Source organism: Streptomyces sp. NPDC058464, from assembly GCF_042721035.1.
Lineage (GTDB): Bacteria > Actinomycetota > Actinomycetes > Streptomycetales > Streptomycetaceae > Streptomyces.
Window position 1 is genome coordinate 140,240 of the sequence record NZ_JBHXMA010000011.1, and the last position, 22,900, is coordinate 163,139.

22 protein-coding genes and 1 pseudogene are annotated in these 22,900 nt (G+C 69.5%); 8 read left to right on the forward strand and 15 right to left on the reverse strand.

What is annotated here, in order from left to right; all coding sequences use genetic code 11:
* Nucleotides 1-70: 70 nt before the first annotated feature.
* From ACFWPQ_RS17250 to ACFWPQ_RS17280, 7 genes are all read right to left on the reverse strand, one after another.
* Nucleotides 71-781 carry an LAETG motif-containing sortase-dependent surface protein gene (locus ACFWPQ_RS17250; protein ID WP_384034671.1) on the reverse strand — a complete coding sequence of 237 codons (711 nt, stop codon included), beginning with the start codon at nt 779-781 and terminating at the stop codon, nt 71-73.
* A gap of 160 nt (nt 782-941) precedes the next feature.
* A complete protein-coding gene (locus ACFWPQ_RS17255) occupies nt 942-2,108 on the reverse strand; it encodes an LOG family protein (protein ID WP_384034674.1) in 1,167 nt (388 codons plus the stop codon).
* A gap of 16 nt (nt 2,109-2,124) precedes the next feature.
* Nucleotides 2,125-2,532 carry a VOC family protein gene (locus tag ACFWPQ_RS17260; protein ID WP_384034677.1) on the reverse strand — a complete coding sequence of 136 codons (408 nt, stop codon included), beginning with the start codon at nt 2,530-2,532 and terminating at the stop codon, nt 2,125-2,127.
* Nucleotides 2,533-2,628: 96 nt separating this feature from the next.
* The gene (locus ACFWPQ_RS17265) at nt 2,629-4,089 is read right to left on the reverse strand and encodes a hypothetical protein (RefSeq protein WP_384034679.1); all 1,461 of its coding nucleotides are present in this window, start codon (nt 4,087-4,089) and stop codon (nt 2,629-2,631) included.
* Complete coding sequence (locus tag ACFWPQ_RS17270; RefSeq protein ID WP_384034682.1) at nt 4,071-4,811, reverse strand: ABC transporter ATP-binding protein; 741 nt, start codon at nt 4,809-4,811, stop codon at nt 4,071-4,073. The genes ACFWPQ_RS17265 and ACFWPQ_RS17270 overlap by 19 nt, the downstream gene beginning before the upstream one ends.
* 209 nt (nt 4,812-5,020) lie before the next feature.
* Entirely contained in the window at nt 5,021-6,403 is a 1,383-nt protein-coding gene (locus ACFWPQ_RS17275) for an aspartate aminotransferase family protein (protein WP_384034685.1), read from the reverse strand.
* Nucleotides 6,388-6,906: an Lrp/AsnC family transcriptional regulator gene (locus tag ACFWPQ_RS17280; RefSeq protein WP_089098474.1), complete on the reverse strand. Its 519-nt coding sequence runs from the start codon at nt 6,904-6,906 to the stop codon at nt 6,388-6,390. The genes ACFWPQ_RS17275 and ACFWPQ_RS17280 overlap by 16 nt, the downstream gene beginning before the upstream one ends.
* Nucleotides 6,907-7,071: 165 nt before the next feature.
* Between ACFWPQ_RS17280 and ACFWPQ_RS17285 the strand changes: the two genes are divergently transcribed.
* The gene (locus ACFWPQ_RS17285; protein ID WP_384034688.1) at nt 7,072-8,520 is read left to right on the forward strand and encodes a gamma-aminobutyraldehyde dehydrogenase; all 1,449 of its coding nucleotides are present in this window, start codon (nt 7,072-7,074) and stop codon (nt 8,518-8,520) included.
* A gap of 81 nt (nt 8,521-8,601) precedes the next feature.
* Here the strand turns inward: ACFWPQ_RS17285 and ACFWPQ_RS17290 are convergent, their stop codons facing one another.
* The gene (locus ACFWPQ_RS17290) at nt 8,602-9,042 is read right to left on the reverse strand and encodes a hypothetical protein (protein WP_384034691.1); all 441 of its coding nucleotides are present in this window, start codon (nt 9,040-9,042) and stop codon (nt 8,602-8,604) included.
* A gap of 130 nt (nt 9,043-9,172) precedes the next feature.
* On the opposite strand from ACFWPQ_RS17290, the gene ACFWPQ_RS17295 reads away from it, so the two are divergent.
* From ACFWPQ_RS17295 to ACFWPQ_RS17310, 4 genes are all read left to right on the forward strand, one after another.
* A complete protein-coding gene (locus tag ACFWPQ_RS17295; RefSeq protein WP_384034694.1) occupies nt 9,173-9,829 on the forward strand; it encodes a response regulator transcription factor in 657 nt (218 codons plus the stop codon).
* Nucleotides 9,826-11,043: a sensor histidine kinase gene (locus ACFWPQ_RS17300; RefSeq protein WP_384034696.1), complete on the forward strand. Its 1,218-nt coding sequence runs from the start codon at nt 9,826-9,828 to the stop codon at nt 11,041-11,043. Before ACFWPQ_RS17295 ends, ACFWPQ_RS17300 begins: the two co-directional genes overlap by 4 nt.
* Nucleotides 11,044-11,134: 91 nt before the next feature.
* Entirely contained in the window at nt 11,135-12,328 is a 1,194-nt protein-coding gene (locus ACFWPQ_RS17305) for a PotD/PotF family extracellular solute-binding protein (RefSeq protein WP_384034699.1), read from the forward strand.
* 291 nt (nt 12,329-12,619) lie between these two features.
* Nucleotides 12,620-13,168: a DUF4262 domain-containing protein gene (locus ACFWPQ_RS17310; protein ID WP_384034702.1), complete on the forward strand. Its 549-nt coding sequence runs from the start codon at nt 12,620-12,622 to the stop codon at nt 13,166-13,168.
* Here ACFWPQ_RS17310 and ACFWPQ_RS17315 read toward each other — a convergent pair.
* From ACFWPQ_RS17315 to ACFWPQ_RS17345, 7 genes and pseudogenes are all read right to left on the reverse strand, one after another.
* Nucleotides 13,111-14,820: an ISL3 family transposase gene (locus ACFWPQ_RS17315; protein WP_384034704.1), complete on the reverse strand. Its 1,710-nt coding sequence runs from the start codon at nt 14,818-14,820 to the stop codon at nt 13,111-13,113. The genes ACFWPQ_RS17310 and ACFWPQ_RS17315 overlap by 58 nt on opposite strands.
* Nucleotides 14,745-15,224, reverse strand: coding sequence for an efflux RND transporter permease subunit (locus ACFWPQ_RS17320; RefSeq protein ID WP_384034955.1), 480 nt, complete (start codon nt 15,222-15,224; stop codon nt 14,745-14,747). Before ACFWPQ_RS17320 ends, ACFWPQ_RS17315 begins: the two co-directional genes overlap by 76 nt.
* 105 nt (nt 15,225-15,329) lie before the next feature.
* On the reverse strand, nt 15,330-16,262 hold the full coding sequence (locus ACFWPQ_RS17325; RefSeq protein WP_384034708.1) for an MFS transporter: 933 nt from the start codon (nt 16,260-16,262) through the stop codon (nt 15,330-15,332).
* 42 nt (nt 16,263-16,304) lie between these two features.
* Nucleotides 16,305-16,535 carry a hypothetical protein gene (locus ACFWPQ_RS17330; RefSeq protein ID WP_384034711.1) on the reverse strand — a complete coding sequence of 77 codons (231 nt, stop codon included), beginning with the start codon at nt 16,533-16,535 and terminating at the stop codon, nt 16,305-16,307.
* A gap of 253 nt (nt 16,536-16,788) precedes the next feature.
* A pseudogene (locus ACFWPQ_RS17335) lies at nt 16,789-16,911 on the reverse strand (TetR/AcrR family transcriptional regulator); the annotation flags it as partial.
* Between the two features lie 299 nt (nt 16,912-17,210).
* Nucleotides 17,211-18,701, reverse strand: a complete 1,491-nt coding sequence (locus ACFWPQ_RS17340) for an MFS transporter (RefSeq protein ID WP_384034714.1) — start codon at nt 18,699-18,701, stop codon at nt 17,211-17,213.
* Between the two features lie 122 nt (nt 18,702-18,823).
* A complete protein-coding gene (locus tag ACFWPQ_RS17345; RefSeq protein ID WP_384034716.1) occupies nt 18,824-19,810 on the reverse strand; it encodes an AraC family transcriptional regulator in 987 nt (328 codons plus the stop codon).
* 208 nt (nt 19,811-20,018) lie between these two features.
* Between ACFWPQ_RS17345 and ACFWPQ_RS17350 the strand changes: the two genes are divergently transcribed.
* The 3 genes from ACFWPQ_RS17350 (at nt 20,019) to ACFWPQ_RS17360 (ending at nt 22,734) form a co-directional block, all read left to right on the forward strand.
* Nucleotides 20,019-20,750, forward strand: a complete 732-nt coding sequence (locus tag ACFWPQ_RS17350) for a FadR/GntR family transcriptional regulator (protein WP_384034719.1) — start codon at nt 20,019-20,021, stop codon at nt 20,748-20,750.
* A gap of 51 nt (nt 20,751-20,801) precedes the next feature.
* Nucleotides 20,802-21,395: a flavin reductase family protein gene (locus ACFWPQ_RS17355; RefSeq protein WP_384034722.1), complete on the forward strand. Its 594-nt coding sequence runs from the start codon at nt 20,802-20,804 to the stop codon at nt 21,393-21,395.
* An 88-nt stretch (nt 21,396-21,483) separates the two neighbouring features.
* A complete protein-coding gene (locus ACFWPQ_RS17360; RefSeq protein WP_384034725.1) occupies nt 21,484-22,734 on the forward strand; it encodes an acyl-CoA dehydrogenase family protein in 1,251 nt (416 codons plus the stop codon).
* The last annotated feature ends 166 nt before the right edge of the window (nt 22,735-22,900 follow it).

The following is a 22,900-nucleotide window of genomic DNA, read 5'->3' on the forward strand; positions in this document are numbered from 1 at the left end:
CGGGTACGGCCAAGGCCCGTCCCCCGGGGATACGGGGACGGGCCTCGACGATGTACGAGCGTGAGGTGCGTCAGTTGGCGCTGTGCGCGCCACGACGGCGCATGCCGAACCAGACCGCGCCACCGCCGACCGCCACGAGCGCGGCGGCGATACCGGCGATCAGGCCGGTGTTGGAGTTGGCACCGGTCTCGGCGAGGTTCGACTCACCGACGGCCGGGGACGGGGCGTTGTCCGACGTGGACGCCGGGGCGGTGCTGCTGCTGTCCGTGGCCGACGGGGTCGGGGAGTCCGACTCGGCCGGGGTGGACTCGGACTCCGACGGCGACGGGGTGGCCGACTCCGACGGGGAGGGGCTGGCGCTGTCGTCGGACTTGCACGCCGTCGACGGGGTCGTCAGGTTCGGCGTGATGTCCGTGTCGATCTGGGTCTTGCCACTGTCGACCTTGACGTGGACGCGGTACGTCGCGTCGGGCGCCCAGTCCTCGGAGAAGGTGACCTGCGTACCCTTCGCGGAGCCCTTGACGGTCTGCTCGTCGCCGACCTGCTTGGCGTCGGCGCCGTTGGTCTCCAGGAAGACAGTGATGGTGGCCGGCGTACCAGTGGCGTCCTGATCGGTCACCGTGATGACACCGTTGGAGCCGTCGCAGGTGGCTTCGGCGGAGAACTCTTTGATGTTGCACGCGAGAGCGCTGCTGGAGAAGCTCAGAACCAGCGCGGCCGACGCGGAGGCAACACCCAGGATGCGCACGGAACGGCGCGCGCTGCGGCGGGATATGGACACGTTTGTCCTTACTGAGTGCATAACTGCGGGGGGTAGTGGGGGGAGTTGACGCAACGGTGAGGTGAGGCATCAGCATCCCCGGGAGGCTCACAGGTCTATAAGCGCTCCATAAGTAGTGTCAATGCATATGCGGTCCACGTGCGTTGACTTTGCCCGCTTATTAATCACCGAGGCGTTTCAGTGCCTGTGAAGCTTGCTCGATCCGGTCAACGAGGGCGATACGGGACGCCATCGCGCGCTCCCCGGCGAGCGAGGTCAGCAGCTGCCAGGCCGGCAGCTTCTCGCTCCAGTGCGCCTCGTTCACGAGCACCATCGGGGTCGGCTCGCCCCGTGACTCGTAGTAGTTGGGCGTCGCGTTGTCGAAGATCTCCTGTACGGTCCCGGCGGCACCCGGCAGGAACACCACACCGGCGTTGGAGCGGGCCAGCAGGCCGTCCTCGCGGGTGGCGTTGGCGAAGTACTTCGCGATGTGCGCGGCGAAGGCGTTCGGTGGTTCGTGGCCGTAGAACCAGGTGGGGATGCCGACCGACGGGCCGCCGTCCGGCCAGCGGTCGCGGACCTCGACGGCGGCGCGCGCCCAGTCGGTGACCGACGGCCGGAACGACGGTGCCTTGGCGAGGAGTTCCAGGGCCTCGTCGAGCATCACGTCGTCGAAGGGCGCCGCGTACGCGCCGAGGTTCGCCGCCTCCATCGCGCCCGGCCCGCCGCCGGTCGCCACCGTGAAGCCGGCCCGCGCCAGCTCCCGGCCGAGCCGGGCGGCACCGGCGTACTCCGCCGTGCCGCGCGCCATCGCGTGCCCGCCCATCACGCCCACCACCCGGGCGCCGACGAGGAGTTCGTCCAGCGCGTCGGAGACCGCGTCGTCGTGGATCGAGCGCAGCATCGAGCCGAATATGTCGCCGTCCGCCTTGGTCTGCTCGAACCAGGCGTACGAACGGGCGTCCGGGGTCGCCTCGTAGCCCGCGTCGAGCGACTCGAACAGCTCGCCGGGCGTGTAGACGAAGGCGCGGTAGGGGTCGAAGGGGAGGTCCGGGACCGGCGGGAACACCAGGGCGCCGGACGCGCCGACCCGGGCGGCGGCCTCGGCGGACATCGGGCAGCCGAGGAAGACGGCACCGGTGGTGTCGGTGGCCAGCAGGGCGTCCGTACGGTCCGTCAGATCGACGGCCTGGAGCCGGTACCGGGCAAGCGTCCCGTGCGCGGCGACGACCTCGTCGAACTCGGCGAGGGACTCGATCTCCCGGTCACGGGCGGCGCGGTGCGGCTGCGCGGGCCGGGACTGGGCGGGATGCGGCGGGGCGGGGCGCTGGGCGGGTGTCGGAGGCACCCGCCCACTCTAGGCGTCAGCCCTGGACCGCCGCCGGGTCCATCCACACGATCTCCCAGGAGTGGCCGTCGAGGTCCTCGAAGGAACGGCCGTACATGAAACCCTGGTCCTGGACGTCGTCGTTCGCCGTGCCGCCGGCCGCGACCGCCTTCGCCACCAGCTCGTCGACCTTCTCGCGGCTCTCCGCGCTCAGGCAGAGCAGTACCTCGCTGGTCTTCGTCGAGTCGGCGATCTCCTTCTTCGTGAAGTCGGCGTAGCGCTGCTTGCTGAGCAGCATCGCGATGATCGTGTCGCTGATCACGACACAGGAGCAGTCGTCGCCGCTGAACTGGGGGTTGATCGAATAGCCCAGCTCCGTGAAGAACTTCCGGGACGCGGCGACGTCGTCGGTGGCCAGGTTCACGAAGATCATCTGCTGGTACATGTGGGGTCTCTCCCTCGGGTGTCGTGCCGTTCGCGGGGATAGACCGGGGGACCCGGCGAAAGTCATCGCCGGGTCCGGATCTGTTCGTACGGCCTTTCAGCGTGCGAGCGGGAGTGCGGCGAGCTCGGCGATCAGGAGGGTGAGGGGGCCGAAGAAGGTGAGCAGGGCGCCGGCGCGCAGGGCCGCCGCGCTGCGCAGCATGGTCGCCGGGGCGCCCAGGCGGACCAGGGCCGCGGTGGTGTCGGCGCGGGACTCGCGGGCCTCCACGGCGGCGGTGAGGAGGGTGGCGACCGTGCAGCCCGTCACCAGCAGGCCGCCGAGAGCCGTGAGGGGGCCGAAGGCGGGGGCGCTGCCGTCGTCGCCGGAGAGGGCGATGGCCGCGAAGGCCGCCGACGCCACCGCGCAGACCACGCCGAGGGGGCGGCCGAGGCGGGTGGCCTCCGTCATCAGGACGCGGCCGGCGAGGAGGCGGCGGGCACCGGGGCGGACGGACTGGAGGAGGCGGCCGCAGAGGTGGGTGAGGCCGGGGGCGGCGAGGATCAGGCCGAGGGCGGTGAGGGACCAGCCGGCGAGGACGCCGACGGGGCCTACGGCGAGGCCGCCGGGGAGGGCGGTGCGGGGGGTGGTCTCGGTGAGGCCGGCGTAGGACTCCACGGCGAGGCCTGCGGCGAGGACGGCGACGCCCCAGGGGAGGCCTGGGGGTGGGGTGGCGGGGAGGTCGGGTGCCTGGGTGCCGTGTGCTGGGGCCGGGGTGGGCGGGGTGTCGCTTGCCGGCGCTGGCAGGGTGCCTCCCCCAGAGGGGGGACCCCCAGTGCCCACCCGTACCACCCCAGCGGCACGACTGCCCGCGGGTTGCGAGGGTGGTGGGGCGTCGTCCGCGGGCTGGACGGGGGGCTCGGTGTCGTCCGCGGGCTGGGTGTGGGGAGCAGGGCCGCGGAAGAAGCGGGCGCCGAAGCGGCCGTAGGTGCCGAAGGATTCGGGCTTCGCTGTTCTGTTGTAGGCGCCGAAGCGGCCGTAGATGCGGGAGCGGGTGGCGGGGTGGGGCAGGTCGCGGGGGCGGAGGGTCAGTGCGACCGTCGTGGAGGCGAGGAGCGGGGGGATGGTCAGGAGGGTCAGGGCCGCGGGGACGGGCAGGGACCTGTTCGCCGCCAGGAAGTCCTTCGCCGCGCCGTCGAACGGCATGCCCGTGAGGTCGCCGCGCAGGTGGAGGAAGACCAGGAGGGCCAGCAGGGAGCCCAGGGTGCAGGCGAGGGCCGTGTTGAGGGCGGCGATCGCCATCAGGCGGGCCGGGCCCAGGCCGAAGGCCGACAGTCCGGTGCGCGGCCTGGCGCCGGGGTCGGTGCGGGCCACCGCGACCGCGAGGTACACCGTGGTGGCGAGCGGGATCGCGCACCAGGACAGGCGCAGGAGCGCCGCCGTGGAGTGGCTCGGGTGGGTCAGCGCGTAGCCGAGGGCGGAGAGGAGGAGGAAGCCCGTGCCCGCCGCCGCCGCGGCCACCAGGAGGCGGCGCAGGTGGACGGCCGGGCGGGCGGCGCGGGTCAGACGGAGAGCGAGCACTCGGCCCGGCCTTCCGCTTCGGGGACCGGCGGGAGGTGGACCGTGTGCACCCGGCGGCCGTCGAGGAGCGCGACCTTGCGGTCGGCGAGGGCCGCCGTCTCCGCGTCGTGCGTGGCGAGGACCACCGTGATGCCGTGCGAGCGGGCCGCCGTGGTGAGCGTGCGCAGCACGTGGGCGCGGTCGGCGCGGTGCAGTGGTGCCGTCGGCTCGTCCGCGAAGAGGACCGTGGGCGCGGGGGCGAGGGCGCGGGCGATGGAGACGCGCTGGCGTTCGGCCTGCTGGAGCTCGGCCGGGTGCTTGCGGGCCTTGTCGCCGACGTCGAGGCGCTCCAGCCACTCCAGCGCGGCCACCTTGGCCCGGCGCCTGCTGGTGCCGCGCAGCATCAGGGGCAGCGCGGTGTTCTCCCAGACGTTCAGCTCGGGGACGAGCGTCGGGGCCGGGTCGATCCAGCCGAAGCGGTCGCGACGCAGCCGTTCACGGGCGAACGGGCCCATCCGGTGCACGGCCTTGCTGTTGAACCAGACCTCGCCGCCCTGCGCCGGGACCAGGCCGGCCAGGCATCTCAGCAGCGTCGTCTTGCCGCTGCCGCGCGGACCGCTCACGGCGAGGATCTCACCCTCCCGCACACCGAGCGAGATGCCCGTGATCCCGGGTGAGCCGTCCTGGTGGCGGAAGTGCAGGGAGCGTGCCCACAGCACGTCGTTGTCCGGCGGGGCCTCCATGGGCGTACACCTCGGTTCTGATCCGTTTTGCCGTGCCTTCCCACGTCCGGGGGAACGAAGGCTGGGCCGATCGGTCACGTGCACGCTAGGCAGGTCGGGGGCGGAGCCCGGACAGCACACGGCCCCGGGCCGTCGTTCTCACTCGAACGGACGGCGCCGGGGCCGGATCAGACCGCTGGGCAGGTGATCTGATGCTGATCAGGGTTTGATCAGAGCTTCGTCCACGCCTCCGAGAGGGTGGCGCGCAGGATCTGCTCGATCTCGTCGAAGGTCTCCTGGTTGGAGATCAGCGGCGGGGCGAGCTGGACGACCGGGTCGCCGCGGTCGTCGGCACGGCAGTACAGGCCGTTCTCGAACAGGGCCTTGGAGAGGTAGCCGTACAGGACGCGCTCGGTCTCCTCGTCGTTGAAGGACTCCTTGGTGGCCTTGTCCTTGACGAGCTCGATGCCGTAGAAGAAGCCGTTGCCGCGGACGTCGCCGACGATCGGCAGGTCGTGCAGCTTCTGCAGGGTGGAGAGGAAGGCGCCCTCGTTGTCCAGGACGTGCTGGTTGAGGTTCTCGCGCTCGAACAGGTCGAGGTTGGCGAGGCCGACCGCCGCGGAGACCGGGTGGCCGCCGAAGGTGTAGCCGTGCAGGAAGGTGTTGTCGCCCTTGTAGAACGGCTCGGCGAGCTTGTCGGAGATGATGCAGGCGCCGATCGGGGAGTAGCCCGAGGTCATGCCCTTGGCGCAGGTGATCATGTCCGGGACGTAGCCGAACTTGTCGCAGGCGAACATCGTGCCCAGGCGGCCGAAGGCGCAGATGACCTCGTCGGAGACGAGCAGCACGTCGTACTGGTCGCAGATCTCGCGGACCCGCTGGAAGTAGCCGGGCGGGGGCGGGAAGCAGCCGCCCGCGTTCTGGACCGGCTCCAGGAAGACCGCGGCGACGGTGTCGGGGCCCTCGAAGAGGATCTGCTGCTCGATCTGGTCGGCGGCCCAGCGGCCGAAGGCCTCCGGGTCGTCGCCGAAGAGCGGGGCGCGGTAGATGTTGGTGTTCGGCACCTTGTGCGCGCCGGGGACCAGCGGCTCGAAGGGGGCCTTGAGGCCCGGCAGGCCGGTGATGGACAGGGCGCCCTGCGGGGTGCCGTGGTAGGCGACCGCGCGGGAGATGACCTTGTACTTGGTGGGCTTGCCGACCAGCTTGAAGTACTGCTTGGCGAGCTTCCAGGCGGTCTCTACGGCCTCGCCGCCGCCGGTGGTGAAGAAGACCTTGTTCAGGTCGCCCGGGGCGTGGTCGGCGAGGCGCTCGGCCAGCTCGACGGCCTTCGGGTGGGCGTACGACCACACCGGGAAGAACGCCAGCTCCTGGGCCTGCTTGAAGGCGGTCTCGGCGAGCTCCGTGCGGCCGTGACCGGCCTGGACCACGAACAGACCGGCGAGACCGTCGAGGTAGCGCTTGCCCTTGTCGTCGTAGATGTAGGTGCCCTCGCCCCGGACGATGGTCGGGACGGGGGAGTTCTCGTACGAGGACATGCGGGTGAAGTGCATCCACAGGTGGTCGTACGCGGTGCGGCTGAGGTCCTTCTGGGTCACGGTTATCGGGTTCCCCACATGTAGGTCTGCTTCTTCAGCTTCAGATAGACGAAGCTTTCGGTGGAGCGCACGCCGGGCAGCGCCCGGATGCGTTTGTTGATGACGTCCAGCAGGTGGTCGTCGTCCTCGCAGACGATCTCCGCGAGGATGTCGAACGAGCCCGCGGTCATCACCACGTACTCGACTTCCGACATGGCCGTCAGCGCGTCGGCTATCGACTCGACATCACCCTCGACGTTGACGCCGACCATCGCCTGCCGGCGGAAGCCCACGGTGAGCGGGTCCGTGACGGCGACGATCTGCATCACGCCCTGGTCCAGCAGCTTCTGGACGCGCTGGCGCACGGCCGCCTCGGACAGGCCCACGGCCTTGCCGATCGCGGCGTACGGACGGCGGCCGTCCTCCTGGAGCTGCTGGATGATGGCGAGGGAAACGGCGTCCAACTGGGGGGTGCCGTTCCTGGACTCGCGGGACGAGTCCCTCTGGTCTGCGCTTCGACTGGCCACGACCTCACTGTGCACGACGTCTCGACGGTTCCGCAAGGCCGTATCGATGAAATTCGTTGTTTGAGGTGTCGTGGATTGCGGATTTCGCAGACGTGGCGGCCGTGGGGGTGTTGAAAACGTGGGATCTCGGATTACTGTGGGTGTCTCAGTGATTGGACACCCGAACTTGGAGGGCCGGCAGTGAGTACCGAGCTGGGTCGGCTGCGCAAACTACAGAACTACATCGCCGGTGAGTTCCGGGACGCCGCCGACGGACGGACCACCGAGGTGGTCAACCCCGCGACCGGCGAGGCGTACGCGACGGCCCCGCTGTCCGGGGCGGCCGACGTCGACGCCGCGATGGCGGCCGCGGCCGCGGCCTTCCCGGGCTGGCGCGACACCACGCCCGCCGAGCGGCAGAAGGCCCTGCTGAAGATCGCGGACGCGTTCGAGGAGCGGGCCGAGGAACTCATCGCGGCGGAGGTGGAGAACACCGGCAAGCCGACCGGGCTCACCCGCTCCGAGGAGATCCCGCCGATGGTCGACCAGATCCGGTTCTTCGCGGGCGCGGCCCGGATGCTGGAGGGCCGGTCGGCCGGCGAGTACATGGAGGGGATGACCTCCATCATCCGCCGCGAGCCGGTCGGTGTCTGCGCGCAGGTCGCGCCGTGGAACTACCCGATGATGATGGCCGTGTGGAAGTTCGCCCCGGCGATCGCCGCGGGCAACACGGTGGTCCTGAAGCCGTCGGACACCACCCCGGCGTCGACCGTCCTGATCGCGGACATCGTCGGCGGGATCCTGCCGAAGGGCGTCTTCAACGTCGTCACCGGCGACCGCGAGACCGGCCGGCGGATGGTCGAGCACCCGACCCCGGCGATGGCCTCCATCACCGGTTCCGTGCGGGCCGGCATCTCGGTCGCCGAGTCCGCGGCCAAGGACGTCAAGCGGGTCCACCTGGAGCTGGGCGGCAAGGCGCCGGTCGTCGTCTTCGAGGACACGGACATCGCCAAGGCCGTCGAGGACATCTCCGTCGCGGGCTTCTTCAACGCCGGGCAGGACTGTACGGCGGCGACGCGGGTGCTGGTGCAGGAGTCGATCCACGACGAGTTCGTCGCGGCGCTCGCGAAGGCCGCCGCCGAGACGAAGACGGGCCAGCCGGACGACGAGGACGTGCTGTACGGGCCGCTGAACAACCCGAACCAGCTCAAGCAGGTCGCCGGCTTCATCGAGCGGCTTCCCGCCCACGCCAAGGTCGAGACCGGCGGGCAGCGGGTCGGTGACAAGGGGTACTTCTACGCGCCGACCGTCGTCTCCGGCCTCAAGCAGGACGACGAGATCATCCAGAACGAGGTCTTCGGACCGGTCATCACCGTCCAGTCCTTCACGGACGAGGACCAGGCCGTGGAGTGGGCCAACGGCGTCGAGTACGCCCTCGCGTCCTCGGTGTGGACCAAGGACCACGGGCGCGCCATGCGGATGTCCAAGCGGCTGGACTTCGGCTGCGTGTGGATCAACACGCACATTCCGCTGGTCGCGGAGATGCCGCACGGCGGGTTCAAGAAGTCCGGGTACGGCAAGGACCTGTCGGCGTACGGGTTCGACGACTACACGCGGATCAAGCACGTGATGACGTCGCTGGACGCGTAGTTCCCACGGCATGCGACGCGGCCCCGGGCGGATCGAGTTCCGTCCGGGGCCGCGTCGTTCCCCCTCGGTGCCCTCGCCGGGCTACGGCAGCGCCGGCGGTTCGTCGACGTCGGTCGAGAGGGTGATGCCGACGTCCTTGAGGGTCGGCGCGCAGGACCTGAGGGCCTTCTGGAACGACTTCGGGTTCGGGGTGGCCCCGTTCTTGTCGGGTCCCCCCTGCACCTCCAGGGTCACCTTGCCGGCGGCGTTCCTGGTGGCGTGGAAGACGGGGACCGCCGGCTCACCGTGCGCGCGCATGCAGCTGGCGAAGTCGTCGTTGACCGCGTTCACGTCGGCGGGGGCGTTCTCGGTGGGCCGGTAGGAGACGGCGAGGGAGGCTCCTCCCCTGCCCGGGTGGCCGCCGCCCGAGTGGCCGGGGGTGGGCGACTGCGCGGCCGACGCGCTGACCGTGCCGAGCGCGGCGGCCGATACGACGGCGATGCCGATGACGATCCGTCGCGGCCGGGTTGCCGGTGCACGCATGGGTTCCTCCGTGGTTGTCGTGGTGTTCGCACTGTTGTGCTGACGGACTCCAGGCAACCGGCGGGACGGTTACGGCGCGGGAACGGCCGGGCTTATCGCGTTGTAACCGCAGACCGGCCACACTGACCGCATGCGTGTGCTGGTGGCCGAGGACCACGAGGAGCTCGCCGAGACCGTGGCTGCCGGGTTGCGCCGCGAGGGCATGGCGGTCGACCTGGCCTTCGACGGTCCGACCGCGCTGGAGCGGGCCGAGATCAACGGTTACGACGTCGTCGTACTGGATCGCGATCTGCCCGGGTTGCACGGCGACCAGGTGTGCCGGACCCTCACCGAGGGGCGCAGCCGGGCGCGGGTGCTGATGCTGACGGCGTCCGGGACGGTGGCCGACCGGGTCGCGGGGCTCGGGCTCGGCGCCGACGACTATCTGCCCAAGCCGTTCGCGTTCGCCGAACTCGTGGCCCGCATACGGGCGTTGGCTCGGCGTGCGCAGCCCGCGTTGCCGCCGGTTCTGGTTCGCGGCGAGCTACAGCTCGACCCGGCACGGCGGGAGGCGACCCGGGGCGGACTCCGACTGGCGCTCAGCCCCAAGGAGTTCGCCGTGCTCGAACTGCTGCTGGGCGCGCAGGGAACCGTCGTGTCGGCCGAGGAACTGCTGGAGCGGGCATGGGACGAGGCCGCCGATCCGTTCAGCCAGACCGTGAAGGTGACGGTCAGCAGGCTCAGGCGCAAGCTGGGGGCGCCGCCGTTGATCGAGACGGTGGAGCGGGCGGGGTACCGGATCCGATGAACGGCCGCATCCCGTGGGTCTCCTGGCGTCCGCGCGGCATCCGCTGGCGTCTCACCCTCCTCTACAGCGCCCTGTTCACGGTGGCCGGTGCGCTGCTGCTGGGGTTCACCTACTTCCTCGCCGCGAGCGCGGAGGGCGGCGAGACCTTTGCCTCCGGCGGGAGCGGCGACGGTCCGGTACTCGACGGGGACTCCTCGGCAACCGGCGCGCCGGCCGCGCCGTCCGTCAGCGCGTTCGCCGAGGCCGTCCGCGCGGACCAGATGCGGCAGCTCCTCATCGAGGCCGGTGTCGCGTTCGCCGTGATGGTCGTCCTGTCGGTCGCCCTGGGCTGGCTGATGGCCGGGCGGGTACTGGCGCCGCTGCGCACCATGACCGCCGCCGCCCGCCGGATCTCCGCCGACAACCTGCACGAACGGCTCGCGGTGACCGGACCGGGGGACGAGCTGAAGGCGATGGCGGACACCATCGACGGTGTACTCGCCCGGCTGGAGGGCGCGTTCGAGGCCCAGAAGCGGTTCGTCGCCAACGCCTCGCACGAGCTGCGCACCCCGCTCACGCTCCAGCAGGCGGTCGTCGACGTCACTCTCGCCGACCCCGCCGCCTCCGTGGACGCGTTGCGGGCCGCTCTGCTGCGGGTGCGGGCGGCCGGGCAGGAGCAGGAGCGGCTCATCGACGCGCTGCTGACCCTGGCCCGCAGTCAGCGCGGTCCGGAGCGGCGGGAGTTGGTCGACCTGGCGCAGGTCGTACAGGCGTGGCTCCCGCACGCCGGCGTACGGCTGGCGGCGCGGCTCGAACACGCGCCCGTGTACGGGGATCCGCAGCTCATCGAACGGCTCGTCGTCAACCTCACCGACAACGCCGTACGGCACAACCTCCCGGAGGGCGGCTGGGTGCGGGTGTGGACGGGGGTGGACGCGGCCGGGCGGCCGGGGCTGCGGATCGCCAACAGCGGGCCGGTGATCCCGGCGGACCGGGCGGCGGAGCTGTTCCAGCCGTTCCGGCGGCTCGGCGCGGAGGACCGGGTGCTCCCCCACGCTCGAACACGCTCGCGCGGGAGGGGCCCCCATCAGGACGGTCTCGGCCTCGGGATGTCCATCGCGGCGGCGGTCGTCGCGGCCCACGGCGGCCGGGTACGGGCGCACACGCACCCCACGGGAGGACTCACCGTCGAGCTGGCCCTACCGCCGGCGACCGCCCAGGTAACCCGCTGTTGACATGGGTCATCGACAAGGTGTCCGGTCCGCGTCAAGCGGCTCGACGCAGCGTCGATTGCCCGGCAACCGGCTGGCGCGACATCCTTCAGGTGTGCCCCAGACCTCTGCTCAGACGCCCGCGCTCTCCCGTCGCTCCCTGCTGCGCGCGCTCGGCGGCACCGCCGCGCTCGGCGCGCTGGCCGGCTGCGGGGTGCCCGCCGCCTACGTCAAGGCCGGCGACCGCGCCGTCACCGACGCGTCCGCCACGGACCACAGACTGGTCTTCGCGAACTGGCCGCTCTACATCGACGTGGACGACGACAACCCGAACAAGCGGCCCACCCTCGACGCCTTCGAGAAGCGCACCGGGATCTCCGTCGACTACATCGAGGAGATCAACGACAACGACGAGTTCTTCGGCAAGATCAGCCCCGCGCTGATGAACCACCAGTCCACCGGCCGGGACCTGATCGTCATCAGCGACTGGATGTGCGCCCGGTTCGTCCGCCTGGGCTGGGTCCAGAAGATGGACCGCGCCCAGCAGCCGAACGTGGCGAAGTACCTGGACCCGCTGCTCCGCTCGCCCGCCTTCGACCCGGGCCGCCTCTCCACCGTGCCGTGGCAGTCGGGCATCACCGGCATCGCGTACAACCGCAGGAAGCTCGGACGCGAGATCCGGCACGTCAAGGATCTGTGGTCGAGCGACCTCAAGGGCCGGGTGACCCTGCTCTCCGGCCTCGACGAGGCGTTCGCACTGCTCATGCAGGGCAACGGCGTGGACATCACCAAGTGGACGGCCGACGACTTCCACGACGTCTGCGACGAGGTGCAGCGGCAGGTCGACCGGGGCCAGATCCGCCGCTTCACCGGCAACGACTACACCAAGGACCTGGTCAGCGGGGATGTCCTGGCCTGCCAGGCCTACTCCGGCGACGTCATCCAGCTCCAGGCCGACAACCCCGACATCCGCTTCCTCGTCCCCGAGGAGGGCGCGGAACTCTGGTCGGACTCCCTGATGATCCCGGACCGGGCCGACCACAAGGCCAACGCCGAACGCCTCGTCGACTACTACTACGACCCCGAGGTGGCCGCCGAACTGGCCGCCTGGGTCAACTACGTCTGCCCCGTCCCGGCCGCCCAGCAGGTCCTCGCCGACTCCAAGGACAAGGACACCGCCGCCCTCGCCGACAACCCCCTGATCTTCCCGAACACGGCCATGCGCAAGCGCCTCGCCATCGCCCGCGACATCACGTCGACGGAACGGGTCGAGTTCGCCAAGCGGTGGAACCAGATCGTGGGGCTGTAGAGGGGGATGGTTGGTGTTGTGACGAGGATTTTTAGTTGGCACAAAAGAGGGATAGTTGACACCATGATCGGCTGCTGCTTTCAGAGTTGACGGCGCATCATGTCGAAACAGGCGGCCCGGGCGGCGTCTGATCGATCTTGCGGATACGGGCTGCCGAGGTTCATTCCGCTGTCGGTTGTGATCGGCGCCTCCTGCCAGGCGAGACTCATCTGCGCCCCGGCTTCTGCGCGGGCCTCGGGTGGTCACGAGCCCGGCTGTCCGACTCGAGCACTCACCTCGTAGCCTCCGCGTATGACTGCTGATCCGTTCCCATGCCGCTGCGTCCTCTGCCATGACTACGGCGACCGAGACAAAGCGGACCGCATGGATCTGACGATCATCGAGAACGTGCAGCGGCACGGATGGCATGTCGTGATGGTTCCTGAGGACGAGATCGGTCCCGGATTCGCCTACACGATCGGCCTGTCACACACTCACGGCGCACCTGAGCTCGCCATGTTCGGACTCGATATCCATGACATGCACCGCATGCTCAACAGGCTCGGAGCGAAATCCGCCGCGGGCGCTGTACTGGCTGGCGGTCAGAGCCATGCCGACATTGTCGACGGTCAGCAAGTCGCGTTCAGGCAGGTCGATCTCCGCTGGTACCGGACCTTCTTCGGGCGGGCCATCGGGTTCTACCGGCGGCCTCCTTTCCCTGTGCTGCAAGCCGTGTGGCCCGACGCGGATGACCGCTTTCACTGGGAAGAACAGGCTGGGGCGAGGCATCGGGACTCCCAGCCTCAGTTGTGGCTGCCCCCGAGTGAGCACCCTGTCGGGATCTGGACGACCGAACTCTGACCTCTAACGTGCCCACCAGTTCCGGCTCGGCCGTAGAGCTGCCTCTTGATCTTCTTGATGCGGTTCACGGCACCCTCGATGCTGCCCGAGTTCCAGTCCAGGGCGAGCCCGGCTGTCACGGCGTCGAAGTCTCGGTGCAGGTGCAGTGCGAAGCCGGTGAGGCCGGGCAGCTGGCTGGCGTCGACTGCGTCGATCCAGGTGAGGAGTGTGGAGCCGAGGCGGTCGGTGAGAATCTCGCCAAAGTCGCGGACGTGTCCGGCGGCCTGGTCCAGTTCGGGGCATCGGGCCAGGACCTCCTTCAGGCCGGCCCTGTCTTCCCCGTTCAGGGTTGTGGGGTGTCGGGTGAGCCAGCCGGTCACCTGCCGCACCGTCGGCGGTCGCGGTGCCGCGTCGGCCGGAGTCCTGCGGAGGGCCGCGATGTGGGCGCGGACCATCTGGTAGGTGACGGGCGCGTTGGCGGCAATGAGTTCGCCGTGCAGACGGGTGACGCTGGTGCATCCCTCGGCGAATCGCCGCTCCAGGTAGGGCTTGTAGGGGTTCAGTCTGCTGGGCCGGGGGCGGTTCTCGCGGATGGTGTCCTGCCAGCGTGCGGCGTTCGCGTACCGGAGGACGGTGTTGAGACCCCAGCCCAGGTGCCGGGCGATCGCCCGGCGTGGGTGGCCTTGGGCGAGGAGCTCATGGACCAGGGCATGTGCTGCCTTCTTTCGTTCGCCCCGCCGACCGACGGGCGCCGAGTCGTCCTGCGGCCGACTGGGGTCGGGACGGGTCGCGCCTGGCAGCGTGCCGGTGGGCGACGGGTTGCGCAGGCACTCGCGGTGGGCGGCGACGCAGGTCTCAACGGCTCGGCCGAGGCCCTGCCACAGATGGAACCGGTCTGCGACCTGCAGAGCGTCGGGGGCACCGCGGCGGGCGCCCTCGGCGTATGCGTCGGCTCGGTCCCGGCAAATGATCTCCACGCCTGGGTGCTGGATCAGCCAGGCGGCCAGTGGCCCGGCTTCGCGGGTCGGGAGCACATTGACCACGCGATGGTCTTCGACGCTGGTCAAGACGGTGGAGTAGGTCTGGCCGCGACGGATCGCGAAGTCGTCCACGCCCAGCACACGCGGCGTGCTGAACCGTGGATCGGGCAATGCCATGACCCTGCGTATCAAGGTCATCCGTCCCACGCCGAAGCCCAGCTGGGCAGCCAGCCGAGCGCCGGCCCGCCCGGCCAGCGCGAGCCCCACTCGCCCCAGGGCGTGGTTGAGCCGCGTGGTGAACCGTGCGTGCGGGGCGGCCAATCGGGAGAACGGCTCGGCGAACGTCCGGCGCGGGCAGTCCGCGGCCGAGAAGCGGCCACAGTCCGGACATGCCGCCCCACCTCGCGGCCTCTCGCCATCACCTCGACTGTGCCGAACGCGGCCGTAACCGCCTCGACGTCCACATCGTCGATCCCGGCGAACACCAGCGAGTCCCAGAACGGTGCATCTGTCTGCATGACCAGCACCATCACGGTCAACAATCGACCCCAGCAGCCGCCGGCAGATACCTGAAGGAGCGTCAATTCCGATCGTCGGACGACAAGGCGTACGCGGTCTCACGCGAACCGGTCTCCTCGCAATCGAACACTGAGGTGACGCTCTGCGACGACTTCCCAAGATCTGTGCCAGCACCCGGTTTTCGTGAACAGAGCCACGATGAGCAACAGCAGGCCGATGAGCGCGGCGACGCCGAGCGGCGTACCGGTCACCGCGCTCAGCAGGAACGCGCCGGTGAAGGCGAACGGCACGGACAGCGGCAGCACCAGTGCCTGCCGCATGCTGCGGAAGACCGCCACGAGCACCATGAAGACGAGCGCGATCGTCGCAACCATCGCCAGGATGAGTGCGGAGAAGGCACCGTCCTGGCTGGAGGTGACACCGCCCATGGAGTAGGTGACACCCGACGGCAGGTCGACCCTCTTCCCGGCGTCCTCGACTGCGGTGCTGGCCGCGCCCGTGTTGTCGCCTACGGGAGTGGCCGAGACGGTCACGGCCTGGCTGCCCTCGACACGGGTGCGCTTGACCGGGGCCTCGATGTCGGCGGCTCAGTAGGGTCGGGGGCCGGCTCGGTTTGTCACATCGGCTGCCGTCACGCGTTCCGGCACGCTTTCGGAGCGGTGAATGCTGACGCCGATGGTGTGTCAGTCGGCCGTCGGCACCTTCGGTCTGCGGTCTGCGGAGTGCGTGTCGGGGGCCTTGTGCTCGCCCTCGTTCCGCTCGTGGTCGGCGATGCGCTTCTCGGGAAGCACGAAGGCGAGTACCAGGCCGATAAGCAGCACCGGCACCAGGTACGCGAAAACCGGTGTGAGGGCATGCTGGTAGGCCGCGACCACCGCGTCATGGAGATGGTCCGGCAGGGAGTTGACGAGCGCCGGAGTGAGGGAATCGGCACCGCCGATCGACCTGAGGTCACTCGAGGTCAGGCGGGAGGCGAGTTGGTCGGCCAGTCGGCTGGTGAAGATCGCGCCGACGGTGGCGATGCCGAGGGTCGCGCCGATCTCCCGGAAGAAGTTGTTCGAGGAGGTCGCGGTGCCCACGTCACTGACCGGGAAGGCGTTCTGCACGGCGAGGACCAGCGTCTGGATCAGCAGGCCCAGGCCCAGTCCCAGCAGGAAGAGGTACCCGCACAGCACGGCTTCCGACGAACCGGCGTCGAGGGTCGACAGCAGCAGGAAGGTGACGGCCACGGTGGCTGAGCCGATGATCGGGTAGAGCTTGTAGCGGCCGTTGCGGCTCATCCACCGGCCGGAGGCGATGCTCGTACCCATCAGACCGAGCACCAGGGGCAGCAGCATCACGCCGGACACGGTGGCGCTGAGGCCGTAGACCATCTGCAGGTAGGTCGGCATGTAGCTGACGACCGCGAACATCCCGACGCCGACCGTGATCATGCCGATGAGGGTGGCGATGTTGAAGATCCGGCTGCGGAACAGGCGGAGCGGGATGATCGGTTCGGCGACGCGGCTCTGGGAGTAGAAGAACAGGGCCCAGGCGGCAAGCGCCACGGCGGCCAGTCCGAGGATGACCGGGCTGCTCCACGCGTACTCGGTGCCGCCCCAGTCGGCGACCAGCACGGTGGCGCGGGGGAGGCGAGCGTTCGTCGGGCCGCCGCGGCCTCAGGTGGTGAGGAAGGTCTGCAGGAGGGTGAGCGAGCGCTCCACGTAGGGAGTGGCCGACGCGTCCCGCTCGGGGGAGTCGTCGGCCGTCCAGCGCTCCAGGCCGACGCGCACCGCGGCCAGTCCCAGGGCGCCGATCAGGCTCGGTATCTCGTCGTCCGGGCGCTGGCCGAGACGCTGGGCGACCGCTTCGGCGACGGAGAGCTGGAAGCGGTCGAACCGCGTCAGCAACGCCGCCTGGATGGCCGTGTTCGCGCGAGAGCCGGAAGACGGCGCGGAACTCCTCGCGACTGGGGTGGGATTCGGCGATGTCTCGCGTCAGCAGGCGGATCAGGTCGGCCAGGACATCCCTCGGGTGCGCGGGACCGAGCGCCACGAAGTCGTCCACGATCGACTGCGGAAGGGCGGACGGGCCCTGGACGACGGCTTCCTCCTTGCTCGGGAAGTAGTTGAAGAACGTGCGAGGCGACACGCCGGCCCCGACGCTGATCATCTCCACGGTGATCTTGTCGAAGCCGTGCTCCTGGGCCAGGCGCAGTGCCGTCGAGTGGATCTCGGTCCGCGTCTCGCGACGCCGGCGCTCGCGGAGGGTCTCAGCGGGGCTCATGCTATATTCTTGCACACTCTGCAAGTTTTGCTTGATGAGCAAAAAGTGCCTGATGGGCAACAGATCGTAGGCCGAGGCCCTGGAAGGTTCGGCCCCGGCAGCGTCGGATCGGCCGAGTGCTGTGACGCTCGAATGTGGCCGGACCGGCGCCGGCTGAACACGCACGCGAGGAGCGGATGAGCGCGCCGGCCGCTGCGGGGGTGTGGCGGTTCCGGCAGCTCATCCGCTCCAGGGCTGGTCAGTACTTCAGTTCAACGCTCGCTCGGCGGATGTGTCCGTCTGACTCGCAAGTTCACAGGTCAGGCACCGGCTGTCGCCCGCAGCGGGCCTTCCGCCCCGGTCGCGGGCTCGGCCTGCTTCTGGGGCTTCGGAACCAGCGTGGCGATGGCCAGGCCGATGAGGCCGGCGACGGCGCCGACACCGAAGGTCAGGACCCACCCGCTGGTGCTGTAGACCAGCGGTCCCGGACCGGCGCCCGGAGTCGCACGCACGTGGTTGCTCAGCACCAGCCCGGCCACCTGGAGGACGGTACTGCCGATCACGCCCTGGATCGCGGCCAGCATGCCGGCGGACACTCCACGGCTCTTCTCCGGCGTCAGCTGCATCATGAGGCCGGCCCCGGCCACGTAGGACATCGACGCCACCCCGACGAGCCCGAATCCGAGGATGGGCATCCACGACTCGGTGTGCAGGAACGCCAGCACCAGCGAGGCGGCGATGATGAAGACACCCGACAGCAGCAGGAAGGGACGGAACCCGTAACGCCTGGAGGCCACGCCGACACCTACGCCGACGGCCACGGTGGCGATGCCGCCGAGGATGCAGTAGACGGCCACGCCTGTCGCGTCGAGACCGAACCCGTAGTCGCCCCCGAGGCTACGAGGCGTCTGCAGCATCGTCGGCAGGTAGCTCGTGGCGACCACCATGCCCGAGCAGATGAGGCTGTAGCCCAGGATGACGGTCCACATCGGGCGGCTGCTCAGGAGCCGGGGATCGATGAACGGCTCCGCGGCGCGCAGCTCCCACATCCACCAGGCGACGAGGACGACGAGGCCGCCGCCGACGAAGGTCAGCGAGCGCGCGCTCAGGACGCCCCATGCGGTCAGGTTGGTGATTCCGTACATGAGGGCGAGCAGGCCGACCGCGAGGCTGATGATGCCGGGTACGTCGAAGGCCGACCGGTTGCGGGTCTCGCTCTCGGGAACTATGAGGATGGTCCCGACCGCGCCCGCCAGGGAGAGAGCCGCCATGAACCAGAAGACGGCCTCGGGGGCGATCTGGTCGATGAGGAAGCCGGCCAGGAAGGGGCCGAGGATCGTGACCACGCCCGCGCCGTTGGTGGCGATGCCGATACTCAGGTTCCGGTACTTCTCAGGGAAGACGTCACGCACCAGTGAGTAGGTCAGCGGCAGGAACGCGGCCGCGCTGCCCATCAGCGCACGCCCCATCAGCACGGTTCCGTAGTTCGAGGCCAGCGCACAGATGACGGACCCCGCGGTACCCACCAGGGCGGTGATCACCAGGACCCGCTTCTTGCCGACCCGGTCGCCGATCTTGCCGAGCAGGGGTGTGAGGACCGCACCGGCGAGCATGAAGATCGTGATCATCCACGCGATCTGCGTGGTGTGGTACTTCGTCGCGAGTTGGCCGAGTGCCGGGGCTATGAGGGACAGTCCCAGTGCGGTCTGCTCGGTGAGCAGGACGAGCACCGCGATGGCGGCGAACCACTGCCTCGGGCTGCCTTCGAGTTCGCTGGACCCGCCGGTGTGGATGGGTTGATTGAGAGACATGGACCGCTCCTTCGAGGACCTGGATGCCGTGGCACTGAGGCCGCGGTGTCGCTCACGTCGTGAGCTCAGAGAGTCATGGAGCGCACCCCGAGATCCAAGCGACCTGACCTGTTTGGCGGATTTCAGAAGCCGTCGCCGTCACGGCCGGTGAGCGGTGTGCAGCGGGTGTCGGCAGCGTGGTTACCGTGCGCCGAACGCCGGACCTCCCCGGCGGTCATGCCGAAGCGCCTCTGGAAGGTCTGACTGAAGTACGGGAACGAACGGAACCCGCAATGTGCCGAAGTCTCCGCAGTTGTGAATCCTGGTCGAGCCTTCAACAACGCGTAGGCGACGTCAAGACGGCGATCCAGTATTTGCTGCGGCACGCTCGCACCGCCGACTGCAAAGACGCGTGACAGTGTCCGCTCGCTGACGCCGACCGCGGCGGCCACCCTGACCGCGGACAGCGAGGGATCGTGGAGGTGCTCCGCGATGTAGGCGCGAGCGGCCGCCCTGTGGCGGAGGGCCTGGCCGGCCCGGTCGCCGATGGCGAGCACGCAGACGAGCTCGACCAGGGCCTGCTCGTCAGGTGGCACAGGCATCCTGCCCCCTACCGCACTGCCCACCAGGCGTACCAGCGCCCGGGCGTAGCCGTCGGTGCGGGCATCCATGACAAGGGGTTCGCCGAGCGAGTCCAGGCCGCAGACGGTGCGGATGACGTCCTTCGGGACTCTGACCGCCAGTTCCTCCAAGCCGTGGCCGAAGCCCCGGACGAGCGGCCGGTCGGCATCGCAGACCAGGATCTCGCCGGGATGGAGGACTCGCTTGCGGCCCGCGTACTCCAGCACGGCCTCGCCGCGCAGCGTCGCGTACACGGCCAGCGCGTCGACCGGATCGGACTCGATCAGGTTCTCGGTACGGCTCACCATGTGTCTGGTCCCGCTGACGCGGGCGATGTGAGAACCGCCCAGCTCCATGTTGACCTCGGCAGCGTCGAAGTCGGTCCCGTGCGGCGCTTCGCATCGCAACGCGATCAGCTGAGCCGCGTTGTGCGCCTCCCAGGCTCCGACGCGGTCAGGGCCCGCCGAGTCGGTCGTGAATACCTTCGGCCGAGGAACACTGACTGTCATACGTCAGACATATCATCGTCATCGGGGTATGTCTAGCAATAGCGTTCGCGGTGACCGAGCGTCCATGGCGCCGGTCCCGGAGTCGTCCGTCGGCTACCCGGAGGCAGGCTCGGGCAGGCGCTTGGCGCCCGGACGAGTGTGTAGTTCACCGGGACATGACAGATATGGTCTGGAACGAACAGTCAGTCGTGACTGCTAGATTTTGTTCATGGCGTTTAAAGCTGAACCGATCAGCCGTCCTCGCGAGCAGGTCGAGCAGCAGCTGCGCGAGGCGATCATGTCGTCCGTCCTCAAGCCCGGGCAGAGGCTGCCCAGTGAGACGCAGCTGGCCACCGAGTTCAAGGTCAGCAGGGCCACGATCCGCGAGGCGCTGCGCTCGCTCGCGGCGGACGGCCTCATCTCGAAGCAGCAGGGCTCGGCCGGCGGAAGCTTCGTCCAGAAGGTCGACCATGAGTCGCTGGCCGCCGACCTGTCCGTCTCGATGGACACGATCCTCCGGCTCGGCAGGATCACCCTGACGGAAATCGAGTACGTGCGCCAGATCCTCGAGGTGCCGGCCGCCAGGCTGGCAGCCGAGAACCGCACCCGCGACCAGCTCGCCGAGCTGGAGCGACTGCTCCAGGTGGAACCCGAACTCGATCCGGACGATCCCAGCTTCGCCGCCTTCGACCTGGAGTTCCACGGCCGGGTCGCGGCCGCCGGCGGGAACCGTGTGCTCCTTGCACTCTTCACCGGGCTCGCGCGCGCCCAGCGCGGAAGCGCACCCACGGCTCCCGTCAAGTACGTCGACAGCGGAGCGGACGCGCTGGCTGCCATTCATGACCAGCACCGGGCGCTGGTGGCCGCGATCGCCGCCGGTGACCCGGACGCCGCCGGCCGGATCATGGCCGCGCACATCTCCTACTTCGGGGAAACGGTGGAGGGCGACCCGGTCTCCTGACGGGCGCGCGGAGGCTCCGCAGTCACAGTCGGACCCTTGGTGGGTTTTCAAATGTCTGACATTGACAGTGCTGGCAATCGTCTGATTCTGTTTCATCAGACGGCAACAAAGGCAGTTGCAGACAAGGAGCCGACGATGCTCGATCGAGGCATGCCACCGACCCAGACCGCACCCGCGATCTCCGCCGAGGTATTCCGCACTGTTCTCGGGCACCTGCCCACCGGAGTCACGATCGTGACGGCGTACGGAGAGACCGGGCCGGTCGGCATGGCGATGAACTCGGTGACGTCCGTTTCGCTCGACCCGCCGCTCATCCTTGTGTGCCCGGCCCGGTCCTCGTCGACGTGGCCGGACCTGCGGAAGTCGGGACGCTTCTGCGTGAACGTCATGGCCGACCACCACGAGCAGACCTGCCGCCAGTTCGCGGGCAGGATGGCGGACCGGTTCCGCGATGTCTCCTGGCACCGGCGGGTCGGCGGCCCCGGCATCGACGACGCGGTCGCATGGATCGATGTGCAGATCGAAGAGGAACACGACGCCGGCGACCACACCATCGTCGTGGCCAGGGTCCTTGACATCGAAGCCAGGACGGACAGCGCCCCGCTCGTGTTCTTCCAGGGCAAGTACGGGCGGTTCGCCGCCTAGGCGGACACCTCCAGGGCGGTCACCGTCGGCCGCCGCGCCCGCAAGAAACCCCCACCCGCACCACCCCTCAGGACGAAGGGAACATCCCGTGACCACTACCCCCGACACCTTCATCAAGCCGCCCGAGACCGATGTCACGGTGGAGGACCTGATAGCCCGTGCCATCGAGCTCCGCCCGCGGCTCCGTGAGGAGCAGGCCGCCGTGGAGGAACGGGGTACGTACTCCCCGGAGATGCACGAGCTCTTCAAGCAGGCCGGTTTCTACCGGATCATGCAGCCTAAGCGCTGGGGCGGCTTCGAGCTCGGCGTCAAGGACTTCCTCCGTGTGATGATCGAGATCGCGCGGGGCTGCCCGGGCACCGGCTGGTGTCTCACGCTGGCGGCCGGACACCAGATGCACATCTCCGGCTTCTTCGGTGAGGAGGCCCAGATCGCCGCCTTCGGTGAGGACGGGCACTTCGCCGCGCCGTACCGTCCGATGCCGGAAGGCACGGCCGAGCGGGTCCCCGGCGGCTGGAAAGTCAACGGCAAGTGGAACTACTGCTCCGGCGCCCCCTACTCGACCCACGCCATCCTCGGCGCGCGCCTCCTCGCCGACGACGCGCCGCACCCGGTGGGCCAGTTCGTCATCGCGCGGGACCAGTGGGAGCTGCTGCCCGGCTGGGCCGACAGCGTCCTGGGCATGAGGGGCAGCGGATCGAACAGCATCCGCATCGTCGACGGCTTCGTCCCCGACCACTCGATGATCTTCGGCGCCGGCATGAACGAACTGCCGAAGGGTGCCACCTCGCCCGGCTACGTCCTGCACGGCAACCCCACCCTCGCCTGCATCCCCCGCGGATACGGCGGCATGGAACTCGCCGCGGTCCTCACGGGTGCGGCCCTGGCCGCGCAGGACGAGTACGAGGACCTGCTGATCAACAAGAAGACGTTCGGCCCCAAGCCGCAGCCCCGGGTCATGGCACCCGAGTACCAGAAGGCGTACTGCAAGGCGATCGCCAAGATCGAGGCCGCGCACGCCACCCTGCTGAGCGGGGCCGAGCGCTACCAGTCGGCCTGCCAGGACGCCATCGCCGAGGGCGAGAGCGGCGCTTGGTCGACCGAGATCGCCAAGCTCGACCTGATCACCCACGAGGTGACCTTCGACCTGCTCTGGGAGGCGGTCGAGCTCCTCTTCAGCACCTCCGGAAGCAGCGAGGGCGCGCGCAACGGCTCGCGCATCCAGCGCTACTACCGCGACATGTCGATGGCGCGCACCAACGTCTACACCAAGACGCCGCTCTCCGAGGGCGCCTACCTGGCGGCTCGCTTCAACATCCCCGAGCTGGCGGCGATCTGAGCACCACTTACGGCAGGAGGCAGCCTGCCCCGGTGAGTGGCCAGGCGTCGCCGGGGGCCGAGGTCCTGAACGGCAGCCCCCGGCGACGCCTTCGGTGTTTCGCGCACTCACTCCTAGACACCGACGTCATCCCACGCCACCGCGGCGACGTGTGGTGTGCGACGTC

Excerpts from the sequence above, each read along its gene's own strand:
- ACFWPQ_RS17340 (WP_384034714.1), bottom strand. The coding sequence starts at position 18,701 with ATGTCTCTCAATCAACCCATCCACACCGGCGGGTCCAGCGAACTCGAA.
- ACFWPQ_RS17310 (WP_384034702.1), top strand. The coding sequence starts at position 12,620 with ATGACTGCTGATCCGTTCCCATGCCGCTGCGTCCTCTGCCATGACTAC.
- ACFWPQ_RS17355 (WP_384034722.1), top strand. The coding sequence starts at position 20,802 with ATGTCTGACATTGACAGTGCTGGCAATCGTCTGATTCTGTTTCATCAG.
- ACFWPQ_RS17345 (WP_384034716.1), bottom strand. The coding sequence starts at position 19,810 with ATGACAGTCAGTGTTCCTCGGCCGAAGGTATTCACGACCGACTCGGCG.
- ACFWPQ_RS17300 (WP_384034696.1), top strand. The coding sequence starts at position 9,826 with ATGAACGGCCGCATCCCGTGGGTCTCCTGGCGTCCGCGCGGCATCCGC.
- ACFWPQ_RS17350 (WP_384034719.1), top strand. The coding sequence starts at position 20,019 with ATGGCGTTTAAAGCTGAACCGATCAGCCGTCCTCGCGAGCAGGTCGAG.
- ACFWPQ_RS17295 (WP_384034694.1), top strand. The coding sequence starts at position 9,173 with ATGCGTGTGCTGGTGGCCGAGGACCACGAGGAGCTCGCCGAGACCGTG.
- ACFWPQ_RS17270 (WP_384034682.1), bottom strand. The coding sequence starts at position 4,811 with ATGGAGGCCCCGCCGGACAACGACGTGCTGTGGGCACGCTCCCTGCAC.
- ACFWPQ_RS17260 (WP_384034677.1), bottom strand. The coding sequence starts at position 2,532 with ATGTACCAGCAGATGATCTTCGTGAACCTGGCCACCGACGACGTCGCC.
- ACFWPQ_RS17290 (WP_384034691.1), bottom strand. The coding sequence starts at position 9,042 with ATGCGTGCACCGGCAACCCGGCCGCGACGGATCGTCATCGGCATCGCC.